The organism is Bacillus sp. m3-13 (assembly GCF_000175075.1).
Classification (GTDB): Bacteria; Bacillota; Bacilli; order Bacillales; family Bacillaceae_I; genus Sutcliffiella_A; species Sutcliffiella_A horikoshii_C.
Window position 1 is genome coordinate 34548 of sequence record NZ_ACPC01000009.1, and the last position, 14687, is coordinate 49234.

18 protein-coding genes are annotated in these 14687 nt (G+C 41.3%); 7 read left to right on the forward strand and 11 right to left on the reverse strand.

Annotated elements, in window-relative coordinates; genetic code table 11:
• Window positions 1–177: 177 nt before the first annotated feature.
• From M313_RS0102375 to M313_RS0102390, 4 genes are all read right to left on the reverse strand, one after another.
• Window positions 178–357 carry a YjzC family protein gene (locus M313_RS0102375; protein ID WP_010192036.1) on the reverse strand — a complete coding sequence of 60 codons (180 nt, stop codon included), beginning with the start codon at window positions 355–357 and terminating at the stop codon, window positions 178–180.
• 140 nt (window positions 358–497) lie between these two features.
• On the reverse strand, window positions 498–836 hold the full coding sequence (locus tag M313_RS0102380; protein WP_010192037.1) for a DsrE family protein: 339 nt from the start codon (window positions 834–836) through the stop codon (window positions 498–500).
• Between the two features lie 34 nt (window positions 837–870).
• Window positions 871–1185: a metal-sulfur cluster assembly factor gene (locus M313_RS0102385; RefSeq protein ID WP_029326290.1), complete on the reverse strand. Its 315-nt coding sequence runs from the start codon at window positions 1183–1185 to the stop codon at window positions 871–873.
• Entirely contained in the window at window positions 1160–1972 is an 813-nt protein-coding gene (locus tag M313_RS0102390; protein WP_010192042.1) for an alpha/beta fold hydrolase, read from the reverse strand. The genes M313_RS0102385 and M313_RS0102390 overlap by 26 nt, the downstream gene beginning before the upstream one ends.
• Before the next feature lie 141 nt (window positions 1973–2113).
• On the opposite strand from M313_RS0102390, the gene M313_RS0102395 reads away from it, so the two are divergent.
• The 3 genes from M313_RS0102395 to M313_RS0102405 all read left to right on the forward strand — a co-directional run bounded on the left by M313_RS0102395 (window position 2114) and on the right by M313_RS0102405 (window position 3401).
• Window positions 2114–2920, forward strand: coding sequence for a Cof-type HAD-IIB family hydrolase (locus tag M313_RS0102395; protein WP_010192045.1), 807 nt, complete (start codon window positions 2114–2116; stop codon window positions 2918–2920).
• Between the two features lie 89 nt (window positions 2921–3009).
• A complete protein-coding gene (locus M313_RS26075; protein WP_010192046.1) occupies window positions 3010–3162 on the forward strand; it encodes a hypothetical protein in 153 nt (50 codons plus the stop codon).
• 2 nt (window positions 3163–3164) lie between these two features.
• Window positions 3165–3401, forward strand: a complete 237-nt coding sequence (locus tag M313_RS0102405; RefSeq protein ID WP_010192048.1) for a DUF3813 domain-containing protein — start codon at window positions 3165–3167, stop codon at window positions 3399–3401.
• Window positions 3402–3600: 199 nt separating this feature from the next.
• On the opposite strand, the gene M313_RS0102410 is transcribed toward M313_RS0102405, so the two are convergent.
• Window positions 3601–4446 carry a YitT family protein gene (locus M313_RS0102410; protein WP_010192050.1) on the reverse strand — a complete coding sequence of 282 codons (846 nt, stop codon included), beginning with the start codon at window positions 4444–4446 and terminating at the stop codon, window positions 3601–3603.
• A gap of 214 nt (window positions 4447–4660) precedes the next feature.
• On the opposite strand from M313_RS0102410, the gene M313_RS0102415 reads away from it, so the two are divergent.
• Entirely contained in the window at window positions 4661–5524 is an 864-nt protein-coding gene (locus M313_RS0102415; RefSeq protein ID WP_029326291.1) for a DegV family protein, read from the forward strand.
• A gap of 64 nt (window positions 5525–5588) precedes the next feature.
• Complete coding sequence (locus tag M313_RS24910; RefSeq protein ID WP_010192055.1) at window positions 5589–5720, forward strand: DUF3941 domain-containing protein; 132 nt, start codon at window positions 5589–5591, stop codon at window positions 5718–5720.
• A gap of 370 nt (window positions 5721–6090) precedes the next feature.
• Here the strand turns inward: M313_RS24910 and M313_RS0102425 are convergent, their stop codons facing one another.
• Window positions 6091–6945 carry a CvfB family protein gene (locus M313_RS0102425; RefSeq protein ID WP_029326292.1) on the reverse strand — a complete coding sequence of 285 codons (855 nt, stop codon included), beginning with the start codon at window positions 6943–6945 and terminating at the stop codon, window positions 6091–6093.
• A 203-nt stretch (window positions 6946–7148) separates the two neighbouring features.
• Between M313_RS0102425 and M313_RS0102430 the strand changes: the two genes are divergently transcribed.
• Window positions 7149–7640, forward strand: coding sequence for a YajQ family cyclic di-GMP-binding protein (locus M313_RS0102430; RefSeq protein WP_010192059.1), 492 nt, complete (start codon window positions 7149–7151; stop codon window positions 7638–7640).
• 53 nt (window positions 7641–7693) lie between these two features.
• On the opposite strand, the gene M313_RS0102435 is transcribed toward M313_RS0102430, so the two are convergent.
• Window positions 7694–8197 (reverse strand): GNAT family N-acetyltransferase, encoded by a 504-nt coding sequence (locus M313_RS0102435; protein ID WP_010192070.1) that lies wholly within the window; start codon window positions 8195–8197, stop codon window positions 7694–7696.
• Between the two features lie 82 nt (window positions 8198–8279).
• On the opposite strand from M313_RS0102435, the gene M313_RS0102440 reads away from it, so the two are divergent.
• A complete protein-coding gene (locus M313_RS0102440) occupies window positions 8280–9143 on the forward strand; it encodes an SDR family oxidoreductase (RefSeq protein ID WP_010192071.1) in 864 nt (287 codons plus the stop codon).
• Between the two features lie 593 nt (window positions 9144–9736).
• On the opposite strand, the gene M313_RS0102450 is transcribed toward M313_RS0102440, so the two are convergent.
• From M313_RS0102450 to M313_RS0102465, 4 genes are all read right to left on the reverse strand, one after another.
• The gene (locus M313_RS0102450) at window positions 9737–10762 is read right to left on the reverse strand and encodes a LacI family DNA-binding transcriptional regulator (RefSeq protein ID WP_010192072.1); all 1026 of its coding nucleotides are present in this window, start codon (window positions 10760–10762) and stop codon (window positions 9737–9739) included.
• A gap of 84 nt (window positions 10763–10846) precedes the next feature.
• Complete coding sequence (locus M313_RS0102455) at window positions 10847–12397, reverse strand: alpha-amylase family glycosyl hydrolase (protein WP_029326293.1); 1551 nt, start codon at window positions 12395–12397, stop codon at window positions 10847–10849.
• 89 nt (window positions 12398–12486) lie between these two features.
• Complete coding sequence (locus M313_RS0102460; RefSeq protein ID WP_010192074.1) at window positions 12487–13329, reverse strand: sugar ABC transporter permease; 843 nt, start codon at window positions 13327–13329, stop codon at window positions 12487–12489.
• Window positions 13329–14621, reverse strand: a complete 1293-nt coding sequence (locus M313_RS0102465; RefSeq protein ID WP_010192075.1) for a sugar ABC transporter permease — start codon at window positions 14619–14621, stop codon at window positions 13329–13331. Before M313_RS0102465 ends, M313_RS0102460 begins: the two co-directional genes overlap by 1 nt.
• Between the last annotated feature and the right edge of the window lie 66 nt (window positions 14622–14687).

Here is a 14687-nt window from a genome sequence, read left to right on the forward strand (position 1 = left end):
GAGTTGTTTTGGCTCTTTGGTGACCCCTAACCACTCATTTCTCTTGTTTTAGGGCATCAGATTACCCCAACGCTGAAAAGAAAGTACTCATACCCCTTTTACGTATTTTCAAGAAAAAAGTTTCCCTAAGGTTCTATCCAAAAAAGCCACCCTCTCATAAAGAGGATGACTTAATAATTACGGACGGCGCTTTTTTGCCCAGAGGCGATTGTGGTTGGAAGTTTCGGGAAAAGTGTCCCCGGCTTTTAGGTTTACCTTCTGAGGATTTTTCACTCCGCTTCCGGTCTCCCCAATTTCAAGATAAATGCCGTTATTGGGCGCTTTTTGACCCGGTCTGAATTGTTGATTCTGTCCCATACGATTACCTCCTATAGTCAGATCATGAAAATTCTAAGACTGTACCTTAAAGCAAACATGAGATGAAACTATCTCCCTTTTATCGTTCCCAAGTTGTCTTGTTTCATGTCTCAATCCATAGAAGGTCAAGTCATCCATTATTAAGCAATCGTCAGAACTTCATGCTTAGAGGCAAGGTCAATAAAATGTCCCATGCCGCTGATTTCGCCACTAATAAGCTTCTGTTCCACCTCATAATGGTCGACACAAGTTTTACAAGCATATACTGGCACACCAGATTCATGAATTTCTTTTAAGTGAACAGAAACCAGAGAATCCCCTGTTAACGTGTGTACCCCTGTATTCATCAGGAAAATCGCCTCTGGTTTATCTTCGCGTTGCTTAAGGATTGTAAAAAAGGTCTCAAGGACACCTTCACCTAAAGCTTCATCGCCTTTACCTAATTGATTGGAACTGACAAGTATCACTTTGTTTTTCATGACCATTTCTCCCCTTCCACTCTAAAATATTTTTTTAGTCTGTGACGTTCAATGCTATTTTTGCTAAACGAGACATTCGGTCCTTGCTCCAAGGCGGGTTAAATGTAATATTTACGTCTACTTCATTAATTTCCTCCACCGGTGCCAGCTTCTTTTTGACATCTTCCACGATCTCCCCTGCAAGCGGGCAGCCAATCGATGTTAATGTCATGGTAATATCCACATTATTGGATGCATCGATCTCTACGTCATACACTAGTCCAAGGTTAACAATGTCAACACCTAGTTCCGGATCTTCTACTTCCTCCAAAATCTCCATTACTTTATCTTTTAATGCTTCCTGCATGATATCGCTCCTTTATGCTTTGTGTTAGGTGTTCGTCAAACCAATCCACTGTTGCCAACACACCTTCTCTGCTTACTTTATGATCTGCATATTCATCCACGATGACCTTTATATTGTTTGGCTTATTTTTATAATAACCTTTATTAGCTTTTACAAACGTCAAGAGTGGATCAATCGGCACCTCTGTGTCCCGCTTTCCATGCCAGCATAACAACGGCCGCGCGTTAAGGGCTGATGGAGCGCTTGCTAGGTCATATGGTTTCAATTTCGCGTAGTATGATTCCAATTGTTCTTCAGTAAATGGCAATGCAAAGCCTGCCTCAAGGAACTTGTCCACTTTGTAGCGTGCAAAATCTTGATAGCTTGGACAACCCATTAAACTGACTGCTGCTTTGATCCAAGGGTATTTTTTTAATGCCCCAAATGTTACGATGCCACCCATGGATGTTCCTGCAACCCCAATTTCCGATTCATCGGCTAACCCTGATTCGGTGAGGTGTTTCTTTAAAATATCTATTTCATGAATCGTTTGGATTACTATTTCCCAGAATGCCTGCATCATTTGTTGACTCTTCAAACCGCTGTCCCTGTCTCCATGATGGATGCAATCAGGAAGTATTACGCGGAAACCTTTTTCAGCTAAAAGGTAGGCATAATGCAGGTTATTTTCCTTAACACTTTGAAACCCATGTACAAAGATAACAGTAGGCTTTAAATTTGAAAAGGATTCTGCTTCACATACATGTAGAAAGGAAACAGCACCTGTTTTCTGCTTGACGACATTAATCATCTTACATCCCCCAGTCCATTTTTACCGCATTTTTCCTATTTAATATACTCTTGACTAGTTTAACATGTAGACAATCAAATTTGAAAAAGGTTACACTTGAATTAGAAATATTTTTTTTGTACAAAAAAGGAGTTTGATATGGTGGAAAAACATTTAATTGCAGTTGACCTGGACGGAACATTATTGACAGACGACAAAAAAATTTCTAAACGAAATAAAATCGCCCTACAAAAAGCGATGGAGCAAGGACATGAAGTCGTCATTGCAACCGGACGACCATACAGAGCAAGCATCATGTATTATGAAGAAATGAATCTTACTTCACCTATCGTCAACTTTAACGGTGCATTTGTTCATTACCCCGGCAACGATGAATGGGGCATTTATCATGAGCCACTTTCCATTGATACGGTAAAAGAAATAGTGGAAGTAAGCGAAAAATATAACATACATAATATTTTGGCAGAAGTAATGGATGATGTTTACTTTCACTTCCATGATGAAAAATTGTTGGATATCTTCGGGTTTGGCAATCCAAAGATTGAGACTGGTGACTTGAGAAAAGTATTGAAAAAGGACCCTACGTGTATCCTTATTCATGCAAGTGAAGACGAAGTACCTAAAATAAGGGAATACTTATCGGAAGTACACGCAGAAGTGATTGACCACAGGCGATGGGCAGCACCATGGCATGTTATTGAGCTTGTGCGAACCGGCATGAACAAAGCGGTGGGATTACAAAGAGTGGCCGCACATTACAATATTCCACAAGAAAACATCATTGCATTTGGTGACGAAGATAATGATTACGAAATGATTGAGTATGCAGGAACTGGTGTTGCAATGGGCAATGCCATTGACGGACTGAAAGAAAAAGCCAACGAAATTACATTAAGTAACGAAGAAGATGGGATTGCTGTATTTTTAGAAAAAAAACTGCAACTCTGACCAATATTTGGCCTAATAGAAAGCACTATTTTTACTTAGACTACATAGTGGGCAAGTGATTGTCCGATATGAAAAGGGGGGCTTTCATAATGGGTAGAAGCAGCAAATCAAAACGTTTTGTTCAGCAGGGTAAAAATTCTGTACAGCTTCATGACCAACAAATCCCTTATCACCTGACGATGGAACAAGCAGAAGAGCGCAAAGCTCATCAAGCCGAACGCAACTCTCTTGGAGGAATATAATTATGGGAAACCAATTATTCCAATCCGCTCGTGAAGCAGTGATGAATGTGGTAAAAGGCAAACATGAGTCTGTACCTGAACATAACCATAAACATGATTATTCATCTGAAATCGACTCGAATTCGATGAGTGTTGCCAAAAACGCATTATCCTCCGCTTATGCAAATTCAAACGACGCTGAAAAAGCACAGCTTCACGAATTGCAGGAAGAACTTTTCAACAGTCAACAAGACAAGTAACAAACTAAAACAGCGCACTAGCCTCAGAGCTTATGCGCTGTTTTTTTAAATTTCGAGCTGGTGATTGGAGCAAAGGGCGTAGACTCCTGCGGGGGAAGTAGCGACAATGTTGAGACCCCGCAACGCAGTGAGGAGGCTCAAGGTCGCCCCGCGGAAAGCGAAGCCCGGTGCGGAAATCACCAGTGGTGTATAAGGGAACTTAATCTTTCCGGAAGAACCCAAAGATACCAGTAGTCTGTACGATATTAGTAAAAGCATTCGGATCCGCTTCCTTTAAAATCCGCTCCAAATCATACATCTCATAACGAGTGATAACAATCATCAACATTTCCTTATCTTCCCCAGTAAAAGCCCCGCGTGCCGGAACCGACGTAATACCGCGAACCATTTTTGCATGAATCGCTTCTTTTACCGCCTGACCTTTCTTCGTCACAATCATCGCAGTCAATTTCTCATGTCTCGTATGGATCGCATCAATTACACGAGTAGAAGCATAAAGTGTCACAAGTGTGTATAAAGCTTTTTCCCAACCAAACACAAGACCCGCTGTGACGATAATTACCGCATTTAGAGCAAAGAAATACGTTCCGACAGGCTTGTCCTTCATCCGGGATAAAATCATCGCGATGATATCCAAACCACCTGTGGATGCCCCCCACTTAAGTGTCAACCCGACACCCACCGCAGCGATGACACCACCAAAAACAGCATTAAGTAGAATGTCGTCGTTAAAGCTGTAAATCGGAACCACTTCTAGAAAAAACGACATTAAGAAAACACTTAAAAAACTATAAATAGTAAAAGAGCGTCCTACCTTCTTCCACGCCAATATGGTAACCGGTATATTAAGAAGCAATAACGTTATACCTGTAGATACCGTGAAAGGAAGAAAATCTTCTGAAATACGGAATATCAGCTGGGATACACCTGTAAATCCACTAGCATAAACATCCGCCGGTATAAGGAAGAAGTTCATCGCAATTGCGTTTAAAAATGCTCCCACCAGTACAATTAGCACCTTTTTTACATGTTGTTGCACATCCATATGGCCAAAAACCTCCTAACAGCCTGCTGCCTTATTTTATGTATTTTTCCTCTTTTTACCCTCCTGAAACGAAAATCTGGATTTTCTTTTCTTGAAGAGTGGTTCATTAATAGGTAAACTTGAAAAAAGGAGCAATATTCCTCTAATGGAAGGAACGTTAATTTTTTCATATAGCTTAACCCATGCTTGTAAGTATAGTAAAGAAGGTGACCTTATGACAATAAGAATTATCGCAGATAGTGCCAGCGACTTACCAAAAGATTTTTTTGCAAGTGATATGGTAGACCTTATTCCTTTAAAAGTACTGTTCGGTGAAACAGAATATGAGGACATGGTCACTATTGATTCTTCACAAGTTTATGATGCCATGCGCAGTGGCGAAGTAGTTAAAACTTCACAAGCTTCCCCTGTTTTTATGAAAGATTTATTTACTGAGGTAGCTAAAAAAGGTGAAACCGCTATTTATGTAGCATTCTCTTCCGAATTATCTGGTACATATCAAACCGCCGTACTTATGCAAAAAGAAGTATTGGAGGAATATCCTGATCTTGACCTGACAATCATCGATTCAAAATGCGCCTCACTTGGATATGGACTAGTCGTGAAGCGTGCAGTTGAATTGGCGAGTGGAGGAGCATCCAAAGAAGAATTGTTGTCTTCCGTGAATCATGATATAAGTCATATGGAACATGTTTTCACAGTGGATAATTTGGATTATTTAGCTCGTGGCGGGCGCGTAAGTAAAGCATCCGCATTTGTCGGAGGGCTTTTGAATATCAAGCCTTTACTTCATATGGAAGATGGCAAATTGGTCCCACTTGAGAAAATTCGTGGCCGCAAGAAAGTGTTGCGCCGGATGGTGGAAGTGATGCGGGAGCGCAATGGTTTTGACACTTCGGAACAACGGATCGGAATCAGCCATGGAGACGACCTTGCTACTGCAGAAGCGTTAAAAGAAATGATAAAAGAGTCATGTGATTGTGATGACTTCACGATTACATCTATCGGTTCAGCAGTAGGTGCTCATTCTGGTCCAGGAACCATCGCCTTATTCTTCCTCAACGGGAAAAAAGCGTAACACATAACTTCATGCAAGCAGGACAACCTATTCCTATCTTTTTCAGAAAGGGGTAGGTTTTTCTATGCCACACACAAGCGATAACGACAAAAAAGCAAAAGACAACAACGCGAAACGCCATGAAAAGAATATGCAGCGTGAGAAGAATGCACAAAAAGGTGAACGTCAGTATTCTAAGACGACGGATCATTTGTAGAATATATTGGAGAGTCGCTTCTATTAATGGGGGCGACTTTTTTGTGTGGGGAAGTTCTATTAGACATTTCGATTGCGTTAGTCGTTAGTTCGGGCGTATAGAACCGTTCTATTAGACATTCCACTTAGGTTTGTCGACTGTTCGGGCGTATAGAGCAAGTCTAAGTGACCATTTTCCTACTTCAACTCTCGTTTCGAGCTTTGAGACGCTCTCTCTCTTACTGTTTTCCTACTTCAACTCTCCTTTCGGGCTTTGAGACGCCCCCTCTCTTACCGTTTTCCTACTTCACCTACAGCTTAAGGCTTTGAGAAACAAAAACAGCCCACTAGTCACCTAATGGGCTGCAAAACCGGCGTAGCCGAACACACTATTATTTTTCTTCTTCCTTTTTATACGTCCAACCCTCGGACTGACGGATTAATCCTTGTTTCAAGAGCTTGCCCATTGCACGCTTAAATGCCGCTTTGCTGATATTGAACTGCTCCTTGATATCCTCAGGGGCACTTTTATCACTATAAGGCATCGCTCCACCTCTTAGCTCAAGATAGTCCATGATAACTTGGGCATCTTCATCCATTGCTTCTTGTTTGCGTGGCAATAGAGAGACATTAATGGTTCCGTCATCCTTTACATCAATGACTCTTCCTTCCACTACCTGGCCCAATCTTGGCTCTTCCTTGCGTTCTGAGTTATGAATGAAGCCTACATAGCCTTCATTTGATATCATGTAGCTTCCTACTTTTAAAAGGCGGTAGATAGTCCCTTGAATATTTTGATTAAGGATATCGGATGGTGCGTTAATGGATCTGTCTAACATTACATCTTGTGTAGCAAGTTTTCCAATCAATTTTCCACGGCGGTCCGTTTTTACTCGGCACAGCAAATGGTCTCCAACTTGCGGCCAAATTTCTTCAAACACTGGAAGGTCATCTGCAGGAATAAGTGCATCCTTGGCGATTCCGATGTTTATAAAAACGCCAAGGCCCGGCAGCGGTTCCACCACTTCCATCCACTCATGCCCGTTAAGACCTTTTGGAATCGTCATGGTAGCAGTAATACGGCTTTTTTGGTCAGAGTATAAAAAAACCTCGACCGTTTCATCTTCCCCTAATTCTCTTGTTGCTTCATTTTTATGAAGTAGGATAGTCTCTTCTCCATCTGTTAGCATATATCCAAGCGGCGTCTCGCGATCAACCGTCAATTCTAATACTGTACCTGTTTGCATCATTTCGCTATACCTTCCTTTTTGCCCATTATTATCATCCACATTCATAAACCAATGAATGTTGGAGTTTGTTATGTAAAGTGTACATGACTTTGATTAAGTTGTCCAAATCGCTTTATTCTACTATAATTAGGAACAGAAAGCGATATTTTCTTACGATTACCATTTGGTAAAATTTTTAAACCTATAGTGGAGGGATTTCCATGGCAAAAGAGAGTTCTTTTGATATTGTTTCAAAAGTAGATTTATCCGAAGTGACAAACGCTATTAATATTGCGTTAAAAGAAATTCAGAATCGATTTGACTTTAAAGGTTCTGTCAGTGACATCAAGTTAGAAAAAGAAGAAATTGTCCTTCTTTCCGACAGTGAATTTAAATTAGATCAACTGAAAGATGTAATGGTTAGTAAAATGATTAAGCGAAATGTTCCAACGAAAAATATTCAATACGGTAAAATTGAAGATGCTTCTAAAGGAGCCGTTCGCCAGCGCGGAAAGCTTGTACAAGGCATTGATAAAGACAATACGAAAAAAATCAACACCATCATCAAAAACTCTGGATTAAAAGTGAAAACGCAAATCCAGGATGATCAGGTACGTGTTACAGGAAAGAATCGTGATGATCTTCAACAGGTGATTGCTGCTCTTCGTGAGGCTGACTTGGATATCGACCTGCAATTTGTAAACTACCGTTAAGCTGCACCCATACATATATACCCCCGTCCAAAACATGACGGGGGTATTTTATTTTATATAAATTTCCCCATTATCAGTTCGTCCGAATACGTTCCGTCCTCAAATTTCACATGCCTTTCTTTTCTTCCTTCCACTTTAAATCCTAGTTTTTCATATAAATGGATGGCACGTTCATTGTGGGCGAACACTTCTAGGCACACTTTCTCTATATCTTTATCCTCTTTTGCCCAATCAAGCAGTTTTTGTATCATCTTGCTTCCTAAGCCATTGTTACAGTACTCTTCCTGTATGCTGATGCCAAACATGCAGATATGCTTTACTCTTTTTCTAGAGCCTTTGGTGGCATTGATCATTCCAACAATATTGGAGGAGCCTTGTTCTGCCACGAGGGTTAGGTGTCCTTTTTCCATATTACCTTTTAACCATTGTACTTCCTGCTCTACTGTGACGTTGAATTCTTCCGGTGAGGTCAATAGGTTACGCCCCTCCCCATATACTTTTTTTGCATGCTTTAAAAGCGCTTCAGCATCTTCTATTCTTGCTTCTCTTATTATCATCGTATCTCTCCCCTTTTTTCTCCCTTTGGATAAATTATAGGCGCTTTTCTCATAATAGGAAAGATTATCGGAGGTGCTAATTATGACAAATCAACAGAAACAAACGCTTCCCCCACAGCATCAAAACCAGCAGCCTGGCATAGAGTCCGAGATGACACCTAAACCTAAGTCTGAGGACTCAACATATAAAGGCAGTGAAAAGTTAAAGGATAAAGTGGCCATCATTACTGGCGGAGACAGTGGGATCGGTAGAGCTGTCGCTATTTATTATGCAAAAGAAGGGGCAGACGTTGTAGTCGTCTATTTAAATGAACACGAGGATGCGAAGGAAACACAAAGGCAAGTGAAAGCGGAAGGTCGAAAATGTCATCTTATTGCAGGAGATATTGGTGAAGAAGCTTTCTGCAAGCAAATTGTAGATGAAACGATGGCCAATTTTAGTAAAATAGATATTCTTGTTAATAATGCCGCCGAACAGCATCCACAAGAAAGTATTGAGGATATTACCGCTGTGCAGTTGGAGAAAACATTCAGAACAAATATTTTTTCCTTTTTCTATTTAACTAAGGCTGCACTACCTTTTTTGGCAAGCGGGAGTTGCATTATCAATACCGCATCTGTGACAGCTTATGCTGGTAATGAACTGCTGGTGGATTATTCGGCTACCAAAGGTGCCATCGTGGCCTTTACGCGTTCTTTGGCTCTGCAATTGGTTGGAAAAGGGATACGCGTTAATGGAGTGGCTCCAGGACCGATCTGGACGCCTTTGATACCGTCAACGTTTTCAAGCGGCAAGGTTGCTAGCTTCGGAGCAAATACGCCTATGAAGCGGCCTGGGCAGCCTGAAGAGGTCGCACCAAGCTACGTGTTTTTAGCAAGTGATGACGCCTCTTACATGACCGGACAGATGCTGCATGTGAACGGCGGGAAGATTGTGAACGGTTAATAGGGGAAATAGATGATACATGGCGCTCTTTAAATAATAAAGAGCGCTTTTTTGGGTGTTTTTCTGCGGGAAGGGGGTCATATTGTGTAAATGTCCGAAGTTTTTCGAAAGTTGGCCGAAGTTTCCGGATTGTTGACCGAAGATTTTGAAAAGTTGACCGAAGTTTTGGGATAATTGACCGAACCAAAAAATAGAGTGTCCAAACCATATATAAAAGTTGACCGAAGTCCGAAAACAAATGTCCGAAGCTATCCATTTATTAGTCTTTAATTGTCTAAACAACTAATAAAATTGACCGAACCCTTTTTCACCCCACTAAAATCACAAGAAATCACCAAAAATCCAGCGAGTTTTAATAGGTTAGTATTGAATGAAGTCATCCTGTTGATTGAAGTGGAAGGCGCGCAGACGCCCGCGGGAGGAAGGGACAGGTGAGACCCCGGAAGGCGAAGCCTGAGAAGGCTCACGGACCGCCCGCAGGCAAGCGAAGCGCCTGGAACGGAAATCAACCGGATTATATCTTCTTAATTATAGAAAAAGCCAACCCCATCAATAGAGGTCGGCTTCCGTCATTCAATTTCTTACAAACTTCTTCACTTCGTCATATCCTTACATGTCTGGCGCTTCACCATCGTATGTGGGATGATGATCCGCTTTGTCGGCTCAGACGGATCTTTTACCTTTTGGATCAATGTCTTGGCAGCCTGAAAGCCTAGTTGAAAGATGTTGATGTCAACAGAAGTCAATGGCGGCCTTGCCACTTCTGCAAGCAACACATTATTAAAGCTTACAATGGACATCTGGTCCGGTACGGAAATTCCCATGTCATGCAAGGTATTGAGGATACCGAGTGACATCAGGTCATCAGATACAACCAGAGCTGTAGGGGGCTCCTCAAGAGAAAGAAGTTCAGAAATCGCTTCTTGTCCTCCTTCTTTCAAAAATTCCTCATGAATGATGTATTCATCTTTGTAAGGAATTCCTGCGTCCCTGATCGCTTTTTCATAGCCCAGCAATCGGTCAATGGTTACCACCAATTGAATGCTTCCTCCGACAAATGCCACTCGCTTATGGCCAAGTCCGATAAGATGCTGTGTCGCTTCTTTTGCGGCACGGTAATTGTCATTATCCACATGAGTAATCTCTTCTACCTGTTCAAACGGTTTACCGATGACGACAAATGGAAAGCACTCTTTTTGCAAATACTTGATGATTTTATCTTCGACAGCCGAATACAGAAGGATGATGCCATCAACACGGCGTCCTTGAACCATCTGCATGACACCTTCTAATATCTCGTTGCCGGTTACTCCGGTTGACATTTGAAGGGCATATTGTTTTTCGTGTGCAGCTGTGCTAATTCCCCTTAGCACCTCTGGGAAAAATGGGTTTTGAAACGTTTTATCTGCTGATGCCGGCATCACAAGTCCGATTACTTGTGTAGATTGATTAGCCAGGCTTCTGGCAATAAAGTTTGGATGGTATCCAAGCTCTTCCATTGCTTCTCTCACGCGCTTTTTTGTTTTTTCACTTATGCGTGGATTGTTCGCGATTACCCGAGAAACTGTGGAAGGTGCCACATTGGCAATCTTTGCGACATCTTTTATAGTAACTGCCATGCACCTTTCCCTCCCCCTTCATTAATTGGAAACGTATACAAAATGAACTGTACCTTCCCCCCATAAAGGAGGAGCTAGGCACATTTATTGTTTATTCTTTTTCTTTCTTCTCATTACCGCAGCTGCGATAAATGCAATAAAGCCACCGTAAATCAATGCCATCGCACTGACAAACCCGACATTAATACCCGAATCCTCTTTCACGGTATAGATCTCTGCCGTTTCTCTGTCTAGTCCGATTGTGTATTTCCCGTCAGAATTACGAACCAATTCATCTCCCAAAGTGCCACGCAGTTCAAGATCCTCACCTACAAGTTCTGCGTTGATAGGAGCAACTTGCGTTTCACTGGAGTTATTGATTGCGACAAAGGTAATTTCCCCTTCGTACTCCCGTTTAATAACGGCCATGGCATTGTCGTCATACACCATCTCATACGTACCGTGTGTTAAACTTGGCATGGTTTTACGAAGTTCTGCAAGCTTTGTAATATAATTGATTAGTTCCTTGTCCGCTCTAAAGTTCATATCTCTTCGGTTATCTGGGTCTTCTCCCCCATCAAGCGCTATTTCCGTCCCATAATACATGATCGGTATACCTGGTGTGGTGTACATATAGGCCAATGCTAGCTTCAACCGTGTTGGAGGATGCTGTTTCTTTTTGATGGCTGCTCTTGTAAAGCGCTCTACATCATGATTGTCCATAAACGTTCCTAGGACATACGGATTCTCATAGAGTTTTTGCTTATTTTGGAACAATGAATCCAAGCGAGTCAAGGATTCATCTGGTCCAGAAAATACACGCGTAATTTCATTGTATGTCGGAAAATCAACGAACGAATCTATTCCTGTTTCTTGATAACCTGCCACATAGTTCGGGTCATCATGCCATACTTCCCCGATTAGGAAAAAGTCTTCTTTTACCGATTTCATTTCTTCTGAAAACTCTTTCCAGAAATCTTTCGGAACATGTTTTACGGTGTCTAATCTGTAGCCGTCAATGTCTGTCTCTTCAATCCACCATTTAGCCATGTCAATGAGGTATTTTCTGGTCTCTGGATTGTCTTGATTTAAATCTGGAAGACCGTAAATCCAGCCGTTTTCCACTTGTTCTTGGTCATCCCAGTTGCGGATAGGTTCATTAGGGTGAAACCAGTCCTGTTTGTCTTCTTCATTTAGCCATGCGTGCTGGTAACCAGTGTGGTTGACAACAAGGTCCACGATAATTTTCATGTCTCTCTTGTGTGCTTCTTTCACTAGTTCCTTAAATTCTTCGATGCTACCGAAATGTTCTTCTGTATTATAGAAGTCTTCCGTCCAATAGCCATGGTACCCTTTTTCTTCATTCTGAACGATTGGGGTCAGCCAAAGGGCAGTGAATCCCATATCCTTTAAGTAATCTAGCTTTTCTGTAATTCCACGGAAATCTCCGCCGTGATATGATTTTGGATCATCTCGGTTTACCTCAAAGTCATTTGAGGTGTCGCCATTATTAAATCGGTCAATCATGATAAAATAAATAATCTCATCTTGCCATGCGTGTTCTTCTTTTTCAGCGTTTACAGGTTGAACGGATGGAACGAACCATGCAGAAAAAAGAAGAAACGGAACGAGAATGAGCCCCATCACTCTTTTCATCAATTCCGCTTCCCTCCCTTAAATCGTTTTAGTCTTTCAGCTTACGGTTACCTGAACCCTTGCTTTCCATAAACGATTATATACTATTCTTATCCTTTTGTTCCACCTGCAGTTAGTCCCGCAATCAAATAGCGTTGTAAGAACAGGAATAACAATGCTATTGGAATGGCAATCAGGATGGAACCTGCTGCAAAACGAGTGAAGTTGTTAGCAAATTGATCATTGATAAAGTTGAACAATCCTAGTGCCAACGTGAAGTTCTCCGGGCTTCTCAATACAATTCGTGGCAAGATAAAGTCTGTAAATGGCGCCATGAAGTTAAATAGCGCTACAACCGCGAGAATAGGCTTCGCTAGTGGAAGCATGATTTTAAAGAATACTCCAAAATGTCCTGCTCCGTCCATTCTAGCCGCTTCATCCAACTCTTTTGGAATCGTATCGAAATACCCTTTTACAAGCCATGCATTAAATGGAATCTGTCCACCGATATACACGATTGTCAAACCTACAAGAGAATCTAATAAACCTACCATGTTCAGTAAGATATAAATGGCTACCATAGCCATTAACGCTGGGAACATTTGCAATAATAAGAATGCGTATAGTCCATACGTTCTACCTCTGAAACGGTAACGAGAGAATGCGTACGCTACAAACGCCGTAATCATAACAGAGAAAAATGAATTGGCGATCGCGACAAGAATACTATTTTTATACCAGATCAAGTAGTCACTCTGTGGATCAGTAAATAACCAAACATAGTGCTCAAGTGACCAGTTTTCCGGAATCATGGAAGCAGAATAAAGACTTGTTCCAGGATTCAAAGATAAGCCGATTGTCCATAAAAGCGGATAGGCAATAATGATGAACATGAAGCCTAGGAATAGATAGATCAATGATACTTCGATCTTGGATTTCGTTTTAAGGTTCATTAAATATTACCCTCCTCTTTAAACGAACGAGTACGACGGAATTGGAAGAAGGCAAAACCGGCTACAATTAGTCCGAGTATAATAGATATAGCTGCTGCCATGTTGTAGTTACTCGTATCGAATGTCAGTTTGTATACCCATGAAATCAAGATGTCCGACCCGCCGGCATTTTGTCCACGTACAGCAGGACCACCCTGGTTAAATAGATAGATGATGTTAAAGTTATTGAAGTTTCCTGCGTATTGCATAATCAGTAGTGGTGCAGTTGCAAATAATAGATGTGGCATCGTGATAAAACGGAATTTCTGGAATCGTGTTCCGCCATCTACATCTGCCGCTTCGTACCAGTCCTTCGAGATACTTTGAAGTACCCCTGTGAACAATGCGAATACAAATGGGAATCCAAGCCATGTTTGAATCATGATAATGGCGATTTTTGTATAGAACGGATCGGTCAACCAAGGAAGCGCAACACCGATTGTACCTAGTATGTCACGGTTAATGGCCCCGAAGCGATCATTGAACATCGCAGCAAAAATCAAGATTGTAACGAAAGCAGGTACTGCCCAAGGTAAAATCAAAATCGTACGGATAAAGCGTTTATATTTAATGCGGGGGTCATTTACTAGCAATGCTAAAAATAGTCCTAATGCGATCTGTCCAGTTGTTGCACAAACTGTCCAAACAATCGTCCAGGCAAATACACTTACAAAAGTAGTTTTCCAAAGTGGAATCGATACCAGACTTGTAAAGTTCTCAAAACCTACCCAACTTAATAATGCTCTTGGCGGTGTGTTATATAGGTTGTAATCAGTGAATGCCAAGGAAACCATGAACATTAAAGGAAGCACAACGATGAACAAAAGCAGGATCAATCCTGGAATAACCATAAAGTAAGGGAAACCATTGTCATAGAAGTTTTTAAGCGCTTCTTTTACAGTCGGCTTTTCTTTTCCTAACTTCAAGTCGATTGCGTTATTTCTTGCATCCACTACGTTCAGGTAGTATAAGGCCACTGCAAAAACAGTGATAATAACAGAAATTAGTCCTTGTATTAATAAAAAGATGGAGTGGTCTACTCGAGGAATTTCTCCAAGTGTGAATAGGCCCCAATAACCAATGTTAAGAAACTCGAAAAACGTAATCAAAAATGCAGCTTCAATAATGATGAATGTAATCCCTTTCGCATATCTGCGGTTATAGAGTTGACCTAACCCTGCAAAAATAATGGAAAGGACCATCGCTAAGGTTGGATTGTGTGAGCGCATTTTTTCAGTTGCTGTGCCGGACATAGCAGATCCTCCTCTTAAAGAAATATAGTGGATAGACTAGCGTTGCAGCTTAGTCTACCCACCAGG

Coding starts and splice junctions, on each gene's coding strand:
- M313_RS0102375 (WP_010192036.1), bottom strand. CDS start 357: ATGGGACAGAATCAACAATTCAGACCGGGTCAAAAAGCGCCCAATAAC.
- M313_RS0102380 (WP_010192037.1), bottom strand. CDS start 836: ATGAAAAACAAAGTGATACTTGTCAGTTCCAATCAATTAGGTAAAGGC.
- M313_RS0102390 (WP_010192042.1), bottom strand. CDS start 1,972: ATGATTAATGTCGTCAAGCAGAAAACAGGTGCTGTTTCCTTTCTACAT.
- M313_RS26075 (WP_010192046.1), top strand. CDS start 3,010: ATGGGTAGAAGCAGCAAATCAAAACGTTTTGTTCAGCAGGGTAAAAAT.
- M313_RS0102405 (WP_010192048.1), top strand. CDS start 3,165: ATGGGAAACCAATTATTCCAATCCGCTCGTGAAGCAGTGATGAATGTG.
- M313_RS0102410 (WP_010192050.1), bottom strand. CDS start 4,446: ATGGATGTGCAACAACATGTAAAAAAGGTGCTAATTGTACTGGTGGGA.
- M313_RS0102415 (WP_029326291.1), top strand. CDS start 4,661: ATGACAATAAGAATTATCGCAGATAGTGCCAGCGACTTACCAAAAGAT.
- M313_RS24910 (WP_010192055.1), top strand. CDS start 5,589: ATGCCACACACAAGCGATAACGACAAAAAAGCAAAAGACAACAACGCG.
- M313_RS0102425 (WP_029326292.1), bottom strand. CDS start 6,945: ATGCAAACAGGTACAGTATTAGAATTGACGGTTGATCGCGAGACGCCG.
- M313_RS0102430 (WP_010192059.1), top strand. CDS start 7,149: ATGGCAAAAGAGAGTTCTTTTGATATTGTTTCAAAAGTAGATTTATCC.
- M313_RS0102435 (WP_010192070.1), bottom strand. CDS start 8,197: ATGATAATAAGAGAAGCAAGAATAGAAGATGCTGAAGCGCTTTTAAAG.
- M313_RS0102440 (WP_010192071.1), top strand. CDS start 8,280: ATGACAAATCAACAGAAACAAACGCTTCCCCCACAGCATCAAAACCAG.
- M313_RS0102450 (WP_010192072.1), bottom strand. CDS start 10,762: ATGGCAGTTACTATAAAAGATGTCGCAAAGATTGCCAATGTGGCACCT.
- M313_RS0102455 (WP_029326293.1), bottom strand. CDS start 12,397: ATGAAAAGAGTGATGGGGCTCATTCTCGTTCCGTTTCTTCTTTTTTCT.
- M313_RS0102460 (WP_010192074.1), bottom strand. CDS start 13,329: ATGAACCTTAAAACGAAATCCAAGATCGAAGTATCATTGATCTATCTA.
- M313_RS0102465 (WP_010192075.1), bottom strand. CDS start 14,621: ATGTCCGGCACAGCAACTGAAAAAATGCGCTCACACAATCCAACCTTA.